The sequence below is a fragment of the Pseudoalteromonas sp. FUC4 genome (genome assembly GCF_008370255.1).
In the GTDB taxonomy this organism is placed as follows: domain Bacteria; phylum Pseudomonadota; class Gammaproteobacteria; order Enterobacterales; family Alteromonadaceae; genus Pseudoalteromonas.
In genome coordinates, this window is the sequence record NZ_SEUI01000002.1 from 216,651 (window position 1) to 233,525 (window position 16,875).

At 36.8% G+C, this 16,875-nt stretch carries 10 protein-coding genes; 5 read left to right on the forward strand and 5 right to left on the reverse strand.

What is annotated here, in order from left to right:
- Positions 1–6 precede the first annotated feature (6 nt).
- Positions 7–1,245, reverse strand: coding sequence for an AAA family ATPase (locus EU510_RS06975; RefSeq protein WP_149592862.1), 1,239 nt, complete (start codon positions 1,243–1,245; stop codon positions 7–9).
- A 773-nt stretch (positions 1,246–2,018) separates the two neighbouring features.
- Between EU510_RS06975 and EU510_RS06980 the strand changes: the two genes are divergently transcribed.
- Entirely contained in the window at positions 2,019–3,233 is a 1,215-nt protein-coding gene (locus EU510_RS06980) for a hypothetical protein (RefSeq protein WP_024596523.1), read from the forward strand.
- Between the two features lie 68 nt (positions 3,234–3,301).
- On the opposite strand, the gene EU510_RS06985 is transcribed toward EU510_RS06980, so the two are convergent.
- A complete protein-coding gene (locus tag EU510_RS06985) occupies positions 3,302–4,177 on the reverse strand; it encodes a DNA replication terminus site-binding protein (protein ID WP_149592863.1) in 876 nt (291 codons plus the stop codon).
- Positions 4,178–5,081: 904 nt separating this feature from the next.
- Between EU510_RS06985 and EU510_RS06990 the strand changes: the two genes are divergently transcribed.
- Positions 5,082–6,431 carry a class II 3-deoxy-7-phosphoheptulonate synthase gene (locus EU510_RS06990; RefSeq protein ID WP_149592864.1) on the forward strand — a complete coding sequence of 450 codons (1,350 nt, stop codon included), beginning with the start codon at positions 5,082–5,084 and terminating at the stop codon, positions 6,429–6,431.
- Between the two features lie 63 nt (positions 6,432–6,494).
- Here EU510_RS06990 and EU510_RS06995 read toward each other — a convergent pair whose 3' ends face one another.
- Positions 6,495–7,304 carry a pyruvate, water dikinase regulatory protein gene (locus EU510_RS06995; RefSeq protein WP_149592865.1) on the reverse strand — a complete coding sequence of 270 codons (810 nt, stop codon included), beginning with the start codon at positions 7,302–7,304 and terminating at the stop codon, positions 6,495–6,497.
- 157 nt (positions 7,305–7,461) lie between these two features.
- Here EU510_RS06995 and ppsA point away from each other — a divergent pair, with 157 nt between their 5' ends.
- Positions 7,462–9,837, forward strand: a complete 2,376-nt coding sequence (gene ppsA / locus EU510_RS07000) for a phosphoenolpyruvate synthase (RefSeq protein WP_149592866.1) — start codon at positions 7,462–7,464, stop codon at positions 9,835–9,837.
- Between the two features lie 706 nt (positions 9,838–10,543).
- Positions 10,544–13,591 (forward strand): FAD-binding and (Fe-S)-binding domain-containing protein, encoded by a 3,048-nt coding sequence (locus tag EU510_RS07005; protein WP_149592867.1) that lies wholly within the window; start codon positions 10,544–10,546, stop codon positions 13,589–13,591.
- Between the two features lie 139 nt (positions 13,592–13,730).
- Here EU510_RS07005 and EU510_RS07010 read toward each other — a convergent pair whose 3' ends face one another.
- Both EU510_RS07010 and EU510_RS07015 read right to left on the reverse strand, forming a co-directional pair.
- On the reverse strand, positions 13,731–14,930 hold the full coding sequence (locus tag EU510_RS07010) for a cation:proton antiporter (protein WP_149592868.1): 1,200 nt from the start codon (positions 14,928–14,930) through the stop codon (positions 13,731–13,733).
- Complete coding sequence (locus tag EU510_RS07015) at positions 14,930–16,141, reverse strand: tyrosine-type recombinase/integrase (RefSeq protein WP_149592869.1); 1,212 nt, start codon at positions 16,139–16,141, stop codon at positions 14,930–14,932. Before EU510_RS07015 ends, EU510_RS07010 begins: the two co-directional genes overlap by 1 nt.
- 149 nt (positions 16,142–16,290) lie before the next feature.
- Here EU510_RS07015 and EU510_RS07020 point away from each other — a divergent pair, with 149 nt between their 5' ends.
- Positions 16,291–16,854 (forward strand): YSC84-related protein, encoded by a 564-nt coding sequence (locus EU510_RS07020; protein WP_149592870.1) that lies wholly within the window; start codon positions 16,291–16,293, stop codon positions 16,852–16,854.
- Positions 16,855–16,875 lie beyond the last annotated feature (21 nt).

Genomic DNA, 16,875 nt, shown 5'->3' on the forward strand with positions numbered 1-16,875 from the left:
ACATCCTTACTTAGGGGTATTGAGTGTTGATTGAGTTGACTGCCAATTTGAACGAATAAGCATTTCTAGCTCATCGACCACATCTTTAATATTTTCTTGAGCACGCATTAGTGATTCACGGCTTGCTAAGCTGTCTGACGCTTTTTGATCAAAAATAGTATTGAAAGACGAAGAGCTAGCTGTAATCGCCGAGCTGTGGTTGATTGGATAACTCATAACTTGGCGACCGAATGCACTACGAACATCTTTAACGATATCGCGCTGTGAGTGATTACCTTTTACATAGTTGGTAACTAAAAACTGCATAAAGTCCCATCCCTCATGGCCAAGTGCCGCAACGGTATGGTAAATCTCACCTAGTCGTTTTAAATATTTATTATTAGCATCAAAGTCTACAGCTTCTGGATGAACAGGGATAAGCATCGCAGTAGAAGCCATTAATGCATTATAAAACATAAAGTTAAGAGTTGGAGCTGTATCTATTAAAATAATATCAAACTCGTCTTTTACAGGGTCAATTACTTTTTCAAGTAACTTATGGTAATGACGAGTTTGTTCATAATTTGAGGTGTCTTTAAGTAATGTTGCAGTTTCGTGCTCAAAGTAAAAATCGTCCATACCTGACGGTAGCACACGAATATTAGGGATATGAGTTGATAAAAATGAGTTTGAAACAAATTCAGGCCATGTTTCACCCTCATCTAAATCTATACAATCACGCATTAAATCCCCAACAGTAATTGGGTCATGCTCGCTTGAAGGAAAAAAGCTTGAAGAAGAGCCTTGAGGATCTAAATCAATGATACCAATGCGATAGCGCTTAATATTTGTTGTTGCCAGCGCTGCTGCAATATTAACCATGCTGGTTGTTTTGCCACAGCCACCTTTGAGGGAATTAATGACAATAACTTGCAGTTTGTCATCACCAGTACGATGATCTGGTTTAATATCCATAATATCAGCCATAGCAAAAATGTTTACTAATGTGTAAGCATAATGACCATTGGCGCCGCGTTTTATGTTTAAATCATCAAAGTCACCGTTGTCATGGCGTCTTTTTAAAGTACGATTATTACAACCTAATAAATCGGCGGCTGCTTTTTGCGTATAAGTTCTTAATTCTTTTTCTTCTGATTTAAGATGAGCACGATAGTGCTGAATACGACCTTCTAATGATTTTTCAGCTACTTCGGCAGTTGCTTTTAAAAGCCGGTAGGTACTTAACGCGTTATTATTGATAGACATACTTTCTTCCTCAAAGTTAGGCAGTTAGTATAATGTCCATTCAATTTGCTGTAAACAACTATTTAAGACGACATGCATTTTAAAAAGAAGACATTTAAAAATACTTTTACACTTTTAATATTGCTTAGTATAAATAAAGAAGTTTAAAGGTGGTTAAATATATAAGGTAGTAAAGGTTAAGGGTCTTAAATTAACACTTAACATTATGATTAATATAAACAATATAAAAAAAAGCAGATCAGCGTTATACTTGGTTAAGATCAGATCTTTATCTACCTGCAGATCACCTTTTTACTAAGCCTTATTTTATAAATCAAGTTATGCACAGGTTGCGCATAAAGTTATGAACAAAAAGAGCCCTTGAGATCAATTTTTTACTAAGTAAATTATAAAGTTATGCACCAACCTTAGCGTCAATAGGGCCGTTTAATTAGTATAGATCTGATCTGTACTTGGTACAGATCAGATCTATGCTAACTCGATAAGCCTTTATCCACAGGGATATTATTTTTAGCATGAATTTGTCGTGCTAAATTTTAAAATAAAGCCATTGTGATGGACAAAATAACAGCTGAGTTAGTAAAAAACAGATTTGAGATGGCCTAGTTAGTAAAAATATGATCTGAAATCGCAAGTTATGTGCATTACTTAGTATAATAGTGATCTAAACGTTTTATTTAAAGTCAGATCACTTTTATACTAACTTAAACATTTAACTTTTGTTGTTTAATGTGTTGTTATTAGATGTCGCAATAAAAATGGAAATAAGAACAATGAGCCGAAAGGTCAACATCTCGGTAGATAATTTGCCCGATACACTCAGGGGCCAAATCCACGGGGTGGAAAGTGCAATAGATAACGAAAGTTTAGCACTATTTACAGACAACAAAGACGTGCGAATTTCTATTGAAAATGCAGCTCATGGTTTACGTGCATATTCAAACACCTTTAATCATTATGATTTGTGGGGCCGTTTTGTTCGCTCAGGCTATAAAAAACTGCCACTTGAAGAAGCGCCTAAAAAAACAATCATTACGCGTAAAATATCCGAGAAAGTAGATGGTATTTTATACGATGGTGAGATTAAAATTACGCCAGCTGTTGTCAGTACACGTAAAGATGGCGAAGATATTGAGTATCTTGTTTGGCCATCAGACAGAGAAGAAAAAGTAGAACGCGCACTTATTCGCCTAGCCTCTAAAGGCAAAATAGTTAAAATTAATTTTAAGTCCGGTATTCAATACGCGGTTGTTTTTTCTATGAACGAATTAGCGCAAGAGCTTAAAGCGGTAGGGCAGTCAATGCCATATCCTGCAATTAAAGAGTCACTTGAAGCATTGCAAGGTTCTAAACTTTCATTTAAATACTCAGCAACCGATACTAAAAATTCCGATATAGATGATTCGTTTTACGAGTCAAATATGAACTTTTTATCGTCACTTCACTTCAGTGGCAAAAAAGGTCAAGGTGGCAATGTAAAGTGTGTGGCCTGTTTAAATGCGTTTGTTCATAACATGATTGATAACCTTGAATACAAAGGATATTACTTCAATAGCGCCCAAGAATTAAAACGGGGATTGTCGCGTTGGATGATGCTTCGTTTGTATCATCTTTGGCGTTATGCAGCTCCAGGTAAAACGTATCATTTTAGATTACTTTCTATTATGGAAAAATACGGATCTATTTATTCAACCGATGATATTACGGAAAATAAATTAAAAGCGCTTCGTCGTGATATGACCACCACAATGAAAGATTTGATTGAAAAAGGTGCTATATCAGAATACAGCATTACAAACGTCAAAGACGACAAAACTGGTAACATTATTGATTATACATATGAAATGCATCCATCTGATCAGTTTTGTGATGAAATACTTACACTGAATAAACACAACAAACGCATTGAGATCCAAGGCGGTAAACGTATTGTTGAAAATGCAGTGCTAATTGATGAAGATAAAATAGAAGAGATAGTAGAAAAATAATAAACGTTATTTTAAATACTGTACATTTACTAAAAAGGCCACATATTGTGGCCTTTTTAACATAATAGCTATCGGTCAACTTGTTCTAAATATAGCCTATCAACTAAAAAATCATACTCACGTTTGCGTGGATGAGCTTCGGGTTTTTTATAATCAGGTAAAATACCTAGTTTAACGTCTGGTTCTGGATTAATCAGAATAAATGGTAATGCGGCGCTCACATGATAGCGGTTTTGTGCTGTGTATCTCACATTAACTTGAGGGCTTACGCGAGTAGGGCGACGAATTCTTAATTTTTCCTTTTCACCTAAACTAGCAACCCGTAATTGTTCTTGAGCTACAAGTGATTGCCATTTTTGTTGATCTATCATTCTTGGGTTTCGATAACTTGCCGATTTGTCGAGCATTTCGAGGGCCATTTTTTTAGTCAACGTTTTAGTTGCGTGCTTGTGCATCCAAGTAAACCTAACGGAAAATGGTGATTTGCTCTCACTGTGAATTTTACGATAAGCAGCAAGCGTTATTAAATTTGGTATTGCATTATGAACAGCCTCAAATCGGGCATCGTTATTATCAATTGCTAATATGCACTCTTTGAAATTAGCTTTAGCTTTGTTAACTTGCGCTATACGATTATTTAAAGCTTGTTTATCTGCATTTTTAATAACGAGTAAACCAGGGTGCCTTTTTAACACGCGACTGCTTAAGCCGGATTTTTTATAAATGTCAGAAAAGGAGTTTAGAATTGCCTTTTGAGCCGGCGCTCCAGTTATTTTAGAAACAAGTATGGACTCAGGAATCTTATTTTCATCTAAACTACTTACATCAGGTAACTGATAGTACTCTGCTTTGGAAAACTCACATTCGTTTATTTCCTCAATTAACCTTAAAGTTAATTCGTTCATTAAATCAAACTGACTTCTAATTTGCACCTTAGTAACCACGACACACCTTAAAGAACACATCTTACAGTCTTTATATTATTGCACGCACTTTGCTTTTTGTAAATATCACATAAGAAGTACTCGGTGCTCAGATTAACTAATAATTTATAATAAGTATGATGTGTTCTTTACAAAGTAAATACTTTAATTTATTCATGTAATTTAGTACTGTTTTATTGATTAAAGAGTTAGTTCGCTAAGAGCTTAGTTTCTCATATGGTGTAATAAACGAAAGATGTATAAATAAAATTGGTGCGGTTAAGTTCTAAATAATAGTGTTGAGTTTGGTTGTTTCTATAATTAGTGGTTAACATTATGACATATTTTAACTATGGGGTTATCATCGATAACCTTAGAATGTCACACATGCTTTTTACTTGAGAACCATTTAAGGCATCTCTGGCAGTTAGTTTTTTAGTTATGACAACTTGCTAAATAACGCTGGCGGCAGGGTGGGAAGGTAAGCGGTGAATCAGCAAGGTTATGCTACTAGCTTTAAAGTACATATAAATGAGCATTACAAAACCCCTTATCATATATTTAGATTTGCACATAGCCCTTGCTAGCTAATAATTAATTTAGCGCGTAAAGTTAAGATTACATTTAATGCAATTTAAGTATGATGTGTTCTCTCCTAAAATACATATAATATACCCTTGTGCCTTATTTATTCTCAATGTGTTAAAATTGAACCTATTAAACTCTAATTGTATGTTTTTAATCACTTTAGTTTATTTAAAATATAACTAAAGTGATTGTTATATAACCACCTAAGTTAAGTAAAATTACTTTTATACTTAACTCATAACTAAATAATTGGAAAATAGTGAATTTAGTCCTTGAACATAGGGGTCTGCATACGTTAATTTCTTCTTATCAGGTAATGTAGGAATGAGGAAAAATTATGTCATCGTGGAACCCAAATAGCTGGAGAGAGCTGCCAATACTGCAGCAGCCACAGTACCCAGATCAAGAAATACTAAAATCAGTAGAAGGCCAATTAAAGACGGCTCCGCCTCTAGTGTTTGCAGAAGAAACAAGAAGCCTATTCAAACAACTTGAAGACGTGTGTGAAGGGCGTGCATTCTTACTTCAAGGTGGTGACTGTGCCGAGTCGTTTAGCGATTTTAATGCCGCTAATATTCGCGACACGTTCAAAACTATCTTACAAATGGCTGTTGTATTAACTTATGGCGGTAAATGCCCTGTAGTTAAAATCGCACGTATGGCAGGTCAATACGCTAAACCTCGTTCAGCAGACTTAGAAACAATTAATGGCGTGTCTTTACCATCTTACCGTGGCGACATCATTAATAATATTGAGTTTACAGAAGAAGCTCGTGTACCGGATCCACAACGTTTAATGACGGCTTATCATCACAGTGCCGCAACGTTAAACTTATTACGTGCATTTGCACAAGGTGGCCTAGCCGATCTTCACCAAGTTAACCGCTGGAACATGGGCTTTGTTGCTGCAAATCCACTTAAAGAAAAATACCAACAACTTGCAGATAAAATTCAAGACGCACTAGAGTTTATGGAAGTGTGCGGAATTAACTCTACAATTGCGCCAAGCTTAAAAGAAACCGACTTATACACTTCTCACGAAGCTTTACTACTTGGTTACGAAGAGGCACTAACACGTCGCGACCATTTATCGGGTGATTGGTACGATTGTTCTGCTCACTTTGTTTGGATAGGTGAACGTACTCGTCAACTAGACCATGCACATATTGAATTCTTTAAAGGCATTAAAAACCCAATTGGTGTTAAAGTTGGCCCAGGTATGGACCCAGACGACCTAATTCGTTTAATTGACGCATTAAACCCAGATAACATTCCTGGTCGTTTAACGCTAATTACGCGTATGGGTGCAGACGTACTGCCAGAAAAACTCCCAGCACTAGTAAGAAGAGTTCAACAAGAAGGCCGAAAAGTAATTTGGAGTTCTGATCCAATGCACGGCAATACTGAAAAAGCGACTTCAGGTTACAAAACGCGTAACTTCGATAATATCATGCGCGAGATCAGTCAATTCTTCGCAGTACACAAAGCTGAAGGCTCATACGCAGGTGGTGTTCACCTAGAAATGACAGGTCAGCACGTAACAGAATGTACAGGCGGTGCTTACGGTTTATCTGACGATGACTTAGCACAGCGTTACAAAACTCAGTGTGATCCACGCCTTAATGCCGACCAAGTATTAGAGTTAGGCTTTTTAGTCGCTGATTTACTAAAAGATGCACGTAAATAATCTTTATTGATACAAAAAAACCGCTTAGTTGCGGTTTTTTTTATTTCAAATTTGAAGAGTAAGTTAGTACTTACGTCGCTCTAAATCTGTTTCTATCAATATTTTTGCAGATATTTCTTCAACAGAATGATGCGTAGAATTAAAGTAAGCTATTTTATGACGCTTATACAACATTTCCACTTCGCGCACCTCAATACGGCACTGTTTAATTGAAGCATACTTAGAGTTCGCCATACGTCGATGCCTAATGGCCGCAAGTCTCTCAGGGTCAATCGTGAGTCCAAATAACTTATGTTTATAAGGGACTAAACATTTAGGCAAACCTTCATTATCTAAATCTTCTTCTGTAATAGGGTAGTTAGCCGCTTTAATACCGTACTGCAGTGCCAAATATAAGCTTGTCGGTGTTTTACCACTTCTGCTAACGCCAATTAAAATGATGTCTGCTTCGGAAAAGTTTTTAATATTGCCGCCATCATCATTCATAAGTGCATAGTTAACTGCATCAATTCTAAAGTCATAACTTTTTTCGTGGATAGAGTGCGTACGGTGCATTTTTGGAACAGGGGCTACATCTAATTCTTTTTGGATTTTTTCACTGTATGTAGTTAAAAAATCATAGGTAACCGCATCAGCCGATTTTATAATTTCACTCAAACTATGATTTACAAAAGTAAAGAAAACAAATGGCTTTTCACCTGTTTTTGCTGCAGTTGCATTAATTAATGCTTTAATCTCTTGCGCTTTTTCTTCAGTTTCTACAAATGGAATTGTTTTATGATTAAAATCGATAGGAAACAACGACAAAGTCGCATGCCCAAACACCTCTGAAGTAATTGCTGTTCCATCTGATATATAAAAAGCAGTTCTCATAATTAACCTTTTTATTGCGTTTAAATCCCTAAAATGGGTTTCCCACGGTTTACGTGAGGACTATTGCCAGTGTAGAATGATGGCGACCTTTATAAAAGGTTTTCTTTCTTAACTCTCACAGTTAGACCTACAATTTGTTTTTTTTGGAGAAAGATCCGTGCAAGAATACGTTCTCTGGTATCAAGAGCTTGGTATGCAAGATGTTCCTCGAGTTGGCGGTAAAAACGCGTCACTTGGCGAAATGATTTCAAACCTAGCAAACGCTGGTGTACAAGTACCGGGTGGTTTTGCAACTACCGCAGATGCTTTTAATGAGTTTCTAGATCAATCAGGACTCACCGCCAAAATTCATGACATCCTAGACACACTTGATGTTGATGATGTAAATACACTCGCTAAAGTAGGTGCCGATATCCGCCAATGGATAATCGACACACCATTCCAACCAAACCTAGATAAAGCCATTCGCGACGCATATAGCCAACTCCATGGCGATACTTCAACAGATGTTTCATTTGCAGTACGTTCATCAGCTACCGCTGAAGATATGCCAGATGCATCATTCGCAGGCCAGCAAGAAACTTTCCTTAACGTTGTCGGTATCGATTCAGTCATGGTCGCTATTAAACACGTATTTGCTTCATTATTTAACGACCGCGCAATCTCATATCGTGTTCACCAAGGTTACGATCACCGTGGTGTAGCGTTATCAGCAGGTATACAGCGCATGGTACGTTCAGATAAATCAGCATCTGGCGTAATGTTTAGCATTGATACAGAGTCTGGTTTTGAAGACGTTGTATTTATTACATCAAGCTACGGCTTAGGTGAAATGGTTGTACAGGGCGCGGTTAACCCTGATGAATTTTATGTCCATAAACCAACACTCCTTAAAGACAAACCTTCAGTAGTACGTCGTAATATTGGTTCTAAAGCCATACAAATGATTTACTCAGAAGATAAAGCACACGGTAAACAAGTAGACATCGTTGATGTTGACCCTGAGCTTTCTAATAAATTTTCGATTACAGATGAAGAAGTGCAAGATCTTGCCAAACAAGCTGTAATCATTGAAAAACATTACGGTCGTCCTATGGACATCGAATGGGCAAAAGACGGAAACGACGGCAAACTATATATAGTTCAAGCACGTCCAGAAACTGTCCGCTCAAACGAAGACTCAAACGTAATGGAACGTTTTCAATTAAATGGCACAAGTAATGTACTTGTTGAAGGCCGTGCAATTGGTCACAAAATTGGTAGCGGTGTTGTACGTGTTCTTGATTCAATCAAAGAAATGGATCAGGTACAAGTAGGCGATATTTTAGTTACCGATATGACCGACCCTGATTGGGAACCAATCATGAAACGTGCAGCAGCGATTGTTACAAATCGTGGTGGCCGTACGTGTCACGCTGCAATCATTGCACGCGAACTTGGTATTCCTGCAGTAGTTGGTTGTGGTAATGCAACTGACTTAATAAAAGCGGGACAAGAAGTAACAGTATCGTGCGCCGAAGGCGATACCGGCTTTATTTACGAAGGTATTTTAGATTTTGAAATACTAACGTCACGCGTTGATAAAATGCCAGAACTACCAATGAAAGTAATGATGAACGTGGGTAATCCCGATCGTGCATTTGACTTTGCACGCTTACCGCATGCAGGTGTTGGCCTTGCGCGAGTTGAATTTATTATCAACCGTATGATTGGTGTTCATCCAAAAGCGTTATTAAATTTTGATGCTCAAACAGATGCATTAAAAGCAGAAATTACTGACATGATTGCCGGTTACGAATCACCAGTAGAGTTTTATATCACAAAACTGGTTGAAGGTATTTCAACGCTTGGCTGTGCATTTGCACCAGAGCGTGTAATTGTTCGTATGTCTGATTTTAAATCAAACGAATACGCAAACCTAGTTGGCGGCCAGCAATACGAGCCAGAAGAAGAAAACCCAATGATTGGTTTTCGTGGTGCAGCCCGTTATATCTCTGAAGACTTCCGCGATTGTTTTGCACTAGAATGTGAAGCAATAAAACGCGTAAGAAACGACATGGATATGCAAAACATAGAAATCATGATCCCATTCGTACGTACCCTTGAAGAAGGTAAACGCGTAATTGAATTACTAGAAGAGCATGGCCTTAAACGCGGCGATAATGGTCTTAAAGTAATCATGATGTGTGAGCTGCCTTCAAATGCATTACTTGCTGATGAATTTTTAGAAATGTTTGATGGTTTTTCTATCGGCTCTAACGATTTAACACAGTTAACGCTTGGTCTTGATCGTGATTCAGGTTTAATCGCACATTTGTTTGATGAGCGTAACCCAGCAATTAAAAAACTACTTTCTATGGCAATTAAAACAGCTAAAGAAAAAGGCAAGTACGTAGGTATTTGTGGTCAAGGTCCTTCAGATCACGAAGACTTTGCAGCATGGTTAGTAGAACAGGGCATTGATTCTGTTTCACTAAATCCAGACACAGTAATAGAAACATGGTTATACCTAGCTAAAAAATTAGCAAAGTAATAAATATGTAAGCTATAAATAGGTAAGCTATAAAAAATGCCAGCAATGTATTGCTGGCATTTTTTTATACTCAATTAAAAGTAAATTAACGGGCTAGTTTTTTATCTAAATAAGCGCATGATTTAGTTAACGCCTTTTGGCAAAGTGATAAGTAATGTCGCGCTTTAGGGTAGTAAAACRAAAAACACAGTAATCCCGCCATAAAAAATATAAGTGAAGGGTAAGGGCGTGTTGATCTTTGTGGGTTGAAATTTGTTCAATCTAGGGGCGATTAAATCGCGGCGCGAGGTTTGTAACCTAGTGGGCTAAGTAAAAATCGAGCAACAATGAGTTAATCGTCCCTAGAAAGAACCCATTGGGCAGCGCATGTTTGGTATTTATGCTGCGTTATCGCCTATTTATGGGGAGTAACCACACTACATAGGCTCTGCCTTGCCTAAAAACCAAACATACTGCTGCAAATTCAACAACCAAAGGTCAACACGCCCTAGGTACAACCGCAAAAAATAATCCTAGCAAAATAAATAACACGCCACTGATCTGTAATAGTAATTTTTTCATATAACACACCTCATTACTCGTTAACTTGAGTATAATTTAAGCTGCATTAAAATCGACTAAAAGAGTGTTACAAACTGTAAAATCTTCAATTTCTATTCGCCATCACCATGATATAATTAGTCAAATGCCCTAAAATATCGCCGTCATGATAGCAACAATTACACAACAAGATGCCGCGACAGAACTTGTCGCAAATTACCTAAGTACCATTGCAAACCAAGGTTTTAGTGGAGATACCGATGCCAGTTATGCAACCCGTATTACTGCTTCAACCGATAACAGTGTGTATCAGGAAATACCCCAAGGTGTTATTTTTCCAAAAAATGAAAAAGATATTCAACTCGCACTGCAAACTGCATCTCGCGACCCATTTTTATCATTAACTTTTGGGCCTCGTGGTGGCGGAACAGGTACTAACGGTCAATCGTTAACACCAGGTATTGTTGTAGATTTGTCACGCTATATGCGCGAAATCCTCGAAATAAATGTTGAAGAAGGCTGGGTACGCGTTCAAACTGGCGTAATAAAAGACCAACTTAATGACTTTTTAAAACCTTATGGTTTTTTCTTCTCACCCGATTTATCTACCAGTAACAGGGCAACGATTGGTGGCATGATAAGTACTGACGCCTCTGGGCAAGGTTCGTTAGTTTACGGCAAGACAAGCGATCATGTTTTAGGGCTTACAACTTATTTGGTCGATGGCACGCCTATGTGTACCTCATCAATAGATATCGACAAAGCAAAAATTATAGCCGAGCAAGACTCGTTAATCGGTAGTTTATATAAAACAGTTTTAGATATTTCAATTAATGAACGCGCTGCTATTTTAGCGAAGTTTCCTCGGTTAAATCGCTTTTTAACCGGCTACGACTTAGAACATGTGCTAAGTGATGACTTACTAACCTTTGACATGAGCCGCTTAATAACGGGTTCAGAAGGCTCATTAGGTATAGTAACTGAAGCAAAATTAAACCTAACACCTATAGCCGAATTTAAAACGCTTATTAATATTAAGTATGATAGTTTTGACTCAGCACTTCGCCATTCACCGTTTTTAGTTGATGCACGAGCAACATCGGTAGAAACCGTTGATAGCAAAGTTTTAAATTTAGCGCGTGAAGATATTATTTGGCATTCAGTATCGGACTTAATAACCGATGTACCAAATAAAGATATGCAAGGCCTTAACATGGTCGAGTTTAATGCAGTATCTCCCGACGACATAAAAGACAAAGTAAATACACTTTGTACATTATTAGATGAGTGCGTAGCAAATCAAATTAATGGCGTTATTGGTTATCAGTTAACCAGTGACAAAAGCGATATACTAAAAATTTACGCAATGCGTAAAAAATCAGTTGGTTTGCTTGGTAACGTAAAAGGCAGTCAAAAACCCTTGGCTTTTGCAGAGGACACCGCTGTACCGCCTGAAAATTTAGCAGATTATATTGTCGAATTTAGAGCATTACTCGACAGCCATAATTTACAATATGGTATGTTTGGCCATGTTGATGCCGGCGTTTTACACGTACGCCCAGCACTTGATATGTGCGACCCAGAACAAGAAAAACTACTGCGAACTATTTCAGATCAGGTAGTAAAACTAACCGCTAAGTATGGCGGTTTAATGTGGGGCGAACATGGTAAAGGTTACCGAAGTGAATATAGTCCTGAATTTTTTGGTGAGCATTTATATACGCAACTTCGTAAAATAAAAACAGCTTTCGATCCTAATAACCGTATTAACCCCGGTAAAATATGTACTCCTATCGATAGTGAAGACTCACTAGTTAGTGTTGATGGACAAAAAAGGTCGCACTTCGATAAGCAAATATCAATAGAAGTTAAAACCAGTTTTAACAATGCGATGACCTGTAATGGTAATGGCATATGCTTTAATTACGATGAAAATTCACCTATGTGTCCATCGTATAAAGTAACTGGCGATCGTCGTAATTCACCAAAAGGACGCGCAAGTTTAATGCGCGAATGGCTTCGATTACAAGAGTCAAAAAATGTAGATTTACTCGAAGTAGAAAAGCAACTTAACAAAGGTGAAGTAATCACCTGGTGGGAACGTTTTGTTCACAGCCGCGAAAAACGAAAAGGTATTTACGATTTTTCTCACGAAGTAAAAGCGTCAATGGATGAATGTTTAGCATGTAAAGCATGTACAACTGCCTGCCCAATCAAAGTAGATGTTCCTACTTTTCGTTCGCGCTTTTTAAATTATTATCATAGCTATTATGCGCGTCCGCTAAAAGATTACCTTGTTGGTAACATAGAAAGCAGCGCGCCATTGATGGCAAAGTTTGCAAAAGTTATCAACCCAATTGTTAAAACATCATTAGTAAGTAATGTTATTAAAAAAACAGTTGGCTATGTTGATACACCACAGTTAAGTATTCCTGCACTTTCAAAGCGTATTACTAAAACACAAAAATTTGATTTTGATTTATTAAATAAATTAAATGCAGAGCAACAAAGTGAATACGTATTAATAGTACAAGACCCATTTACGAGCTTTTACGAAGCCGAACTAGTAGAAAGTTTTATTACTTTAATAACCCAACTTGGCAAAAAACCAATGCTATTACCTTTTAAACCAAATGGTAAACCGCAACACGTAAAAGGTTTTTTGCATGAATTTAAAGTTACAGCTAAAAATGCAGCTGAGTTTTTAAATAAATTAAATGATATTAATGCACCGCTAGTCGGTTTAGATGCGTCACTCGTCATGTGTTACCGCGATGAATATAATACAATTTTAGAAAATAACCGTGGTGACTTTAATGTGCAACTTGCTCATGAATGGCTAGAAACACAATCGTTTAAATCACTAAGCGCAAAGCAAAATACAGATACCGAATTTACATTACTGAGTCACTGTACTGAAACAACTGCACTGCCGAAAGCAGCAAATGTTTGGCAAACAATTTTCAGTGATATTGGTTTAACATTAAAAACAACAAATACAGGTTGCTGTGGAATGGCGGGGACTTATGGCCACGAAGCACAAAATCAAGATAACTCACGTGCACTTTACGAAATGAGTTGGAAACCAATTGTAGATAAAAATAAACCAGAGCAACTTTTATCTACGGGCTTTTCTTGTCGTAGCCAAGTTAAACGTTTTGAGAAATTTAAACCAAAACACCCAATTGAATTACTCGCACAGATACTTAGCTAATAAAAGTTAAAAAAAAGGCGTAACTTAAAAATAAGTTACGCCTTTTTTATTAATACCCATTCGCTTAATTAAATGATCGTTTTTGAGGCTGAAAAAACGCCTTGATACCTCGGCAAAAATTCACTAATTTTTATAACAGCTATTTAGGTTTTTTAGCGAAACTGTCTGCAATTGGCTTTGTACTTATACCGTGAATAAATACACTAAACAAAATAGTCGTCATTGCTATTGTCGCAATTTGATATTTGTTTTCTATTTGCGTATCAATCACCATCAATGTAAAAACAATCGATGCTAAACCTCTTGGTCCAAACCACGCAAATGTAAAACGCTCTTTGATATTCAATGCCGTAAACTGCAGAGACAACATAACTGGAATTATTCTAATCAATGTTGTACTTAACAAAGCGTAAATTATAATTTCAGTATTTAATTTCGGAATAACTAAGTAAGCACAAACAAACCCGAACAAGCACCAAATCATTAGCGATGTAAAATCTGCGATGTGCTCTGAGTCTTCAATTAATTCTGTTCTAACTTCTTCAGTCGAAAATTTATCAAATAATAAACCGGCAATAAACACCGCAATAAATCCACTGCCGTGAAAATATTGAGTGACAGAAAAAACAGCCATAGCAAAACCGAGTAATAAAAATGGACTGGTATTTTGCGCAAAGTAATGACGTTTCATTGCAAAGTTTAAACTCGGTATAAAAACAACAATACTTGTAATAGCTATTAATAAAGCCAGGCCTAGCTCTCGGCCAAACACACTTAATGTTTGTGTTGCAGTAATAGCTGAATCAGGATTTTTAGCGAGTAATATAAATATTAAAAATATGGGCACACATAACCCATCGTTCAAACCACTTTCAGTATTTATCCCTTCGCGTATTTTTTCAGGTACTTGTGTACTTGCTAATAGCCCTTTGCTTAATGCTGCATCGGTAGGCGTTAAAATAATTGCAAGTAACGCTGCTTGGATAAGTGAAAGCTCAGCAAAGAAAAATAAAGCAACAGCAATACCAAGTAACAAAGTTAAGGGTAGGGCAACAAACAATAGTAAACTAGGATACTGAAAACTATGCCTTAAAACACTTAGCTTTGATTTAGCTGCATCTGAAAATAAAAATATACTTAGCGTAAGCTCTATAAATGGTAATAAAAGATCAACGCCTTCTTTTATTTTATGTCCTTCGTTGGGTAACATAAAAGCTAAACATATTCCGCCGACAACAAAAAACATTGGACCGGTCACTTCTGTTTTTTCTAACTGGCGAAGTGTTAAAGAATAAATTAAAAATAGTCCGCCTATAAATGCTATTACTAAATACTCCATTAAACTTTCCTTTTAAGTCCTGATTTTGCTCGCTCTTTAATGTTTGTTTGAATATAAATTTGATCGGTAGTCGCAATTTTAGAATGGCCTAAATCTTCAGATAAATGTTTAAGCGGTCTAGTTTGCGCATCATGTGTGGCACCAGTATGACGAAGCCAATGCGCAGTTGCAGCGCCAAGTTGTTCAGCGTCATCTTTAAAACCATCATCAAGTAATGATTGCTGAGCATAATCAAAACTTTGTTGAACTAATCGCCTTATTTGCCTTACTGTCATGCCACCTTGACCACGAATTTTATGAACTAACGGCTCAGATTCATCAACTCGAGGAAGAGCAGGTAGCCCTCGATATAACCTGTATCGTTTTAAATATTCAACAAAATCATCACTTAAGGTTACATCTCGTAATTTATTACCTTTACCCATTATACGTAAAAACCAAAATCCATCATTATCTTGCCAAAAATGAGACATTACCGGCGACCATTGTGGGCGCTCAGATAATTCTGATATTCGTAAATAAAGACCTTTTAGGCAGGCAAGCGTAAATAAGTTTCGCTCTAAATCAGGGTTATGTTCGCATAAATCACGCGTTACACCAAAAACGTATTCCCATTGAATATCACTTAATGTATCAGGAATTTGGATTTGTGATTGAACAACTAAATACGGGCTATTTTTTTTAACAACAGGAACAAAGTTCGCAAATGTTTTTTCTTCGAGTAGGGCAAACTTATAAAATACATTTAAGGCAGTAAACATGGCCGATAAAGTTTGTTGGCTGGCAGTTGATTCTTTTAGCATAAAAGGGCGCCAATTTTGATTTAATCTACGAATTCCTTGCTCATCTTTATAACGCCATTGCACTGAAGTTGCAGCCCAGGTTTTATCGGGTTCGACCATAAAATCAACGTAAGCTTCAATATCTTCACGTTTTAAATCGAATACTGATTTTTCTGCTATTAACCACGACCATAAATAAAAGCGTTCAAGCTCATTTCGAAAACGGCTATAAGTGGCTTCTGATTTTCTGCCATAAACATATAAAAACTGATATAAGAATGTCAGATCGGCTTTTGATTCAGTTACAGTCAAGCCAACTTCCTGTATAAAGGATGCAAGTTCTGGGTATTCTGAATTAAGAGTACCGTCATCTAGATGGGCAATTTGATATCTTAATTGTTTTAACGTATCAACCAAAGCAACAAGCATAATGTATAAATATTCAATTAAATAATAGGCTTACAGAATAACGTTAAAGTCCGATACTGTCTAGTATTGGACATAGTAAAGTTCTAATTATTTTAATACCGTGATTATTCTATGGTTGTTGGTTGCTATATCTTATTAAGGAAAACATTATGAAAAAACTAATTATACTAAGCGTACTTGCATTAACTGTTGCGTTAAGTGGGTGTGCTACTACAGGTAGTGCATCACCAAGCGAAAAACGTGCACTTGTACAAAGTATGAAAACAAATACATTAGATAAATTATACGCTGAAAAACCCGATGTTAAAAAGCAAATTGCTAATTCGGCTGGTTACGCTGTTTTTGATAACGCGAACGTAAATGTTGTTTTAGCCAGTTTTGGTGGCGGTTACGGCGTAGTTAAAAATAACCTTACTGGTAAATCGACTTACATGAATATGGGTGAAGCCGGTTTAGGACTTGGTTTAGGTGTAAAAGATTTTAACGTTGTAATGGTTTTTCATAATCAAGCTGCACTAAATAGATTTATTGAACATGGTTGGGCTTTTGGCGGAAACGCTGATGCAGCAGCTAAATATGAAGATAAAGGCGGTGCATTGGTTGCCGAAGCAATTGCAGACCAAGTTACTGTATATTCTGTAACCGAAAATGGTCTTGCACTACAAGCTGTATTAAAAGGAACTAAGTTTTGGGTTGATTCAGAGCTTAATTAACCACCAAATTACTCTCCTAAA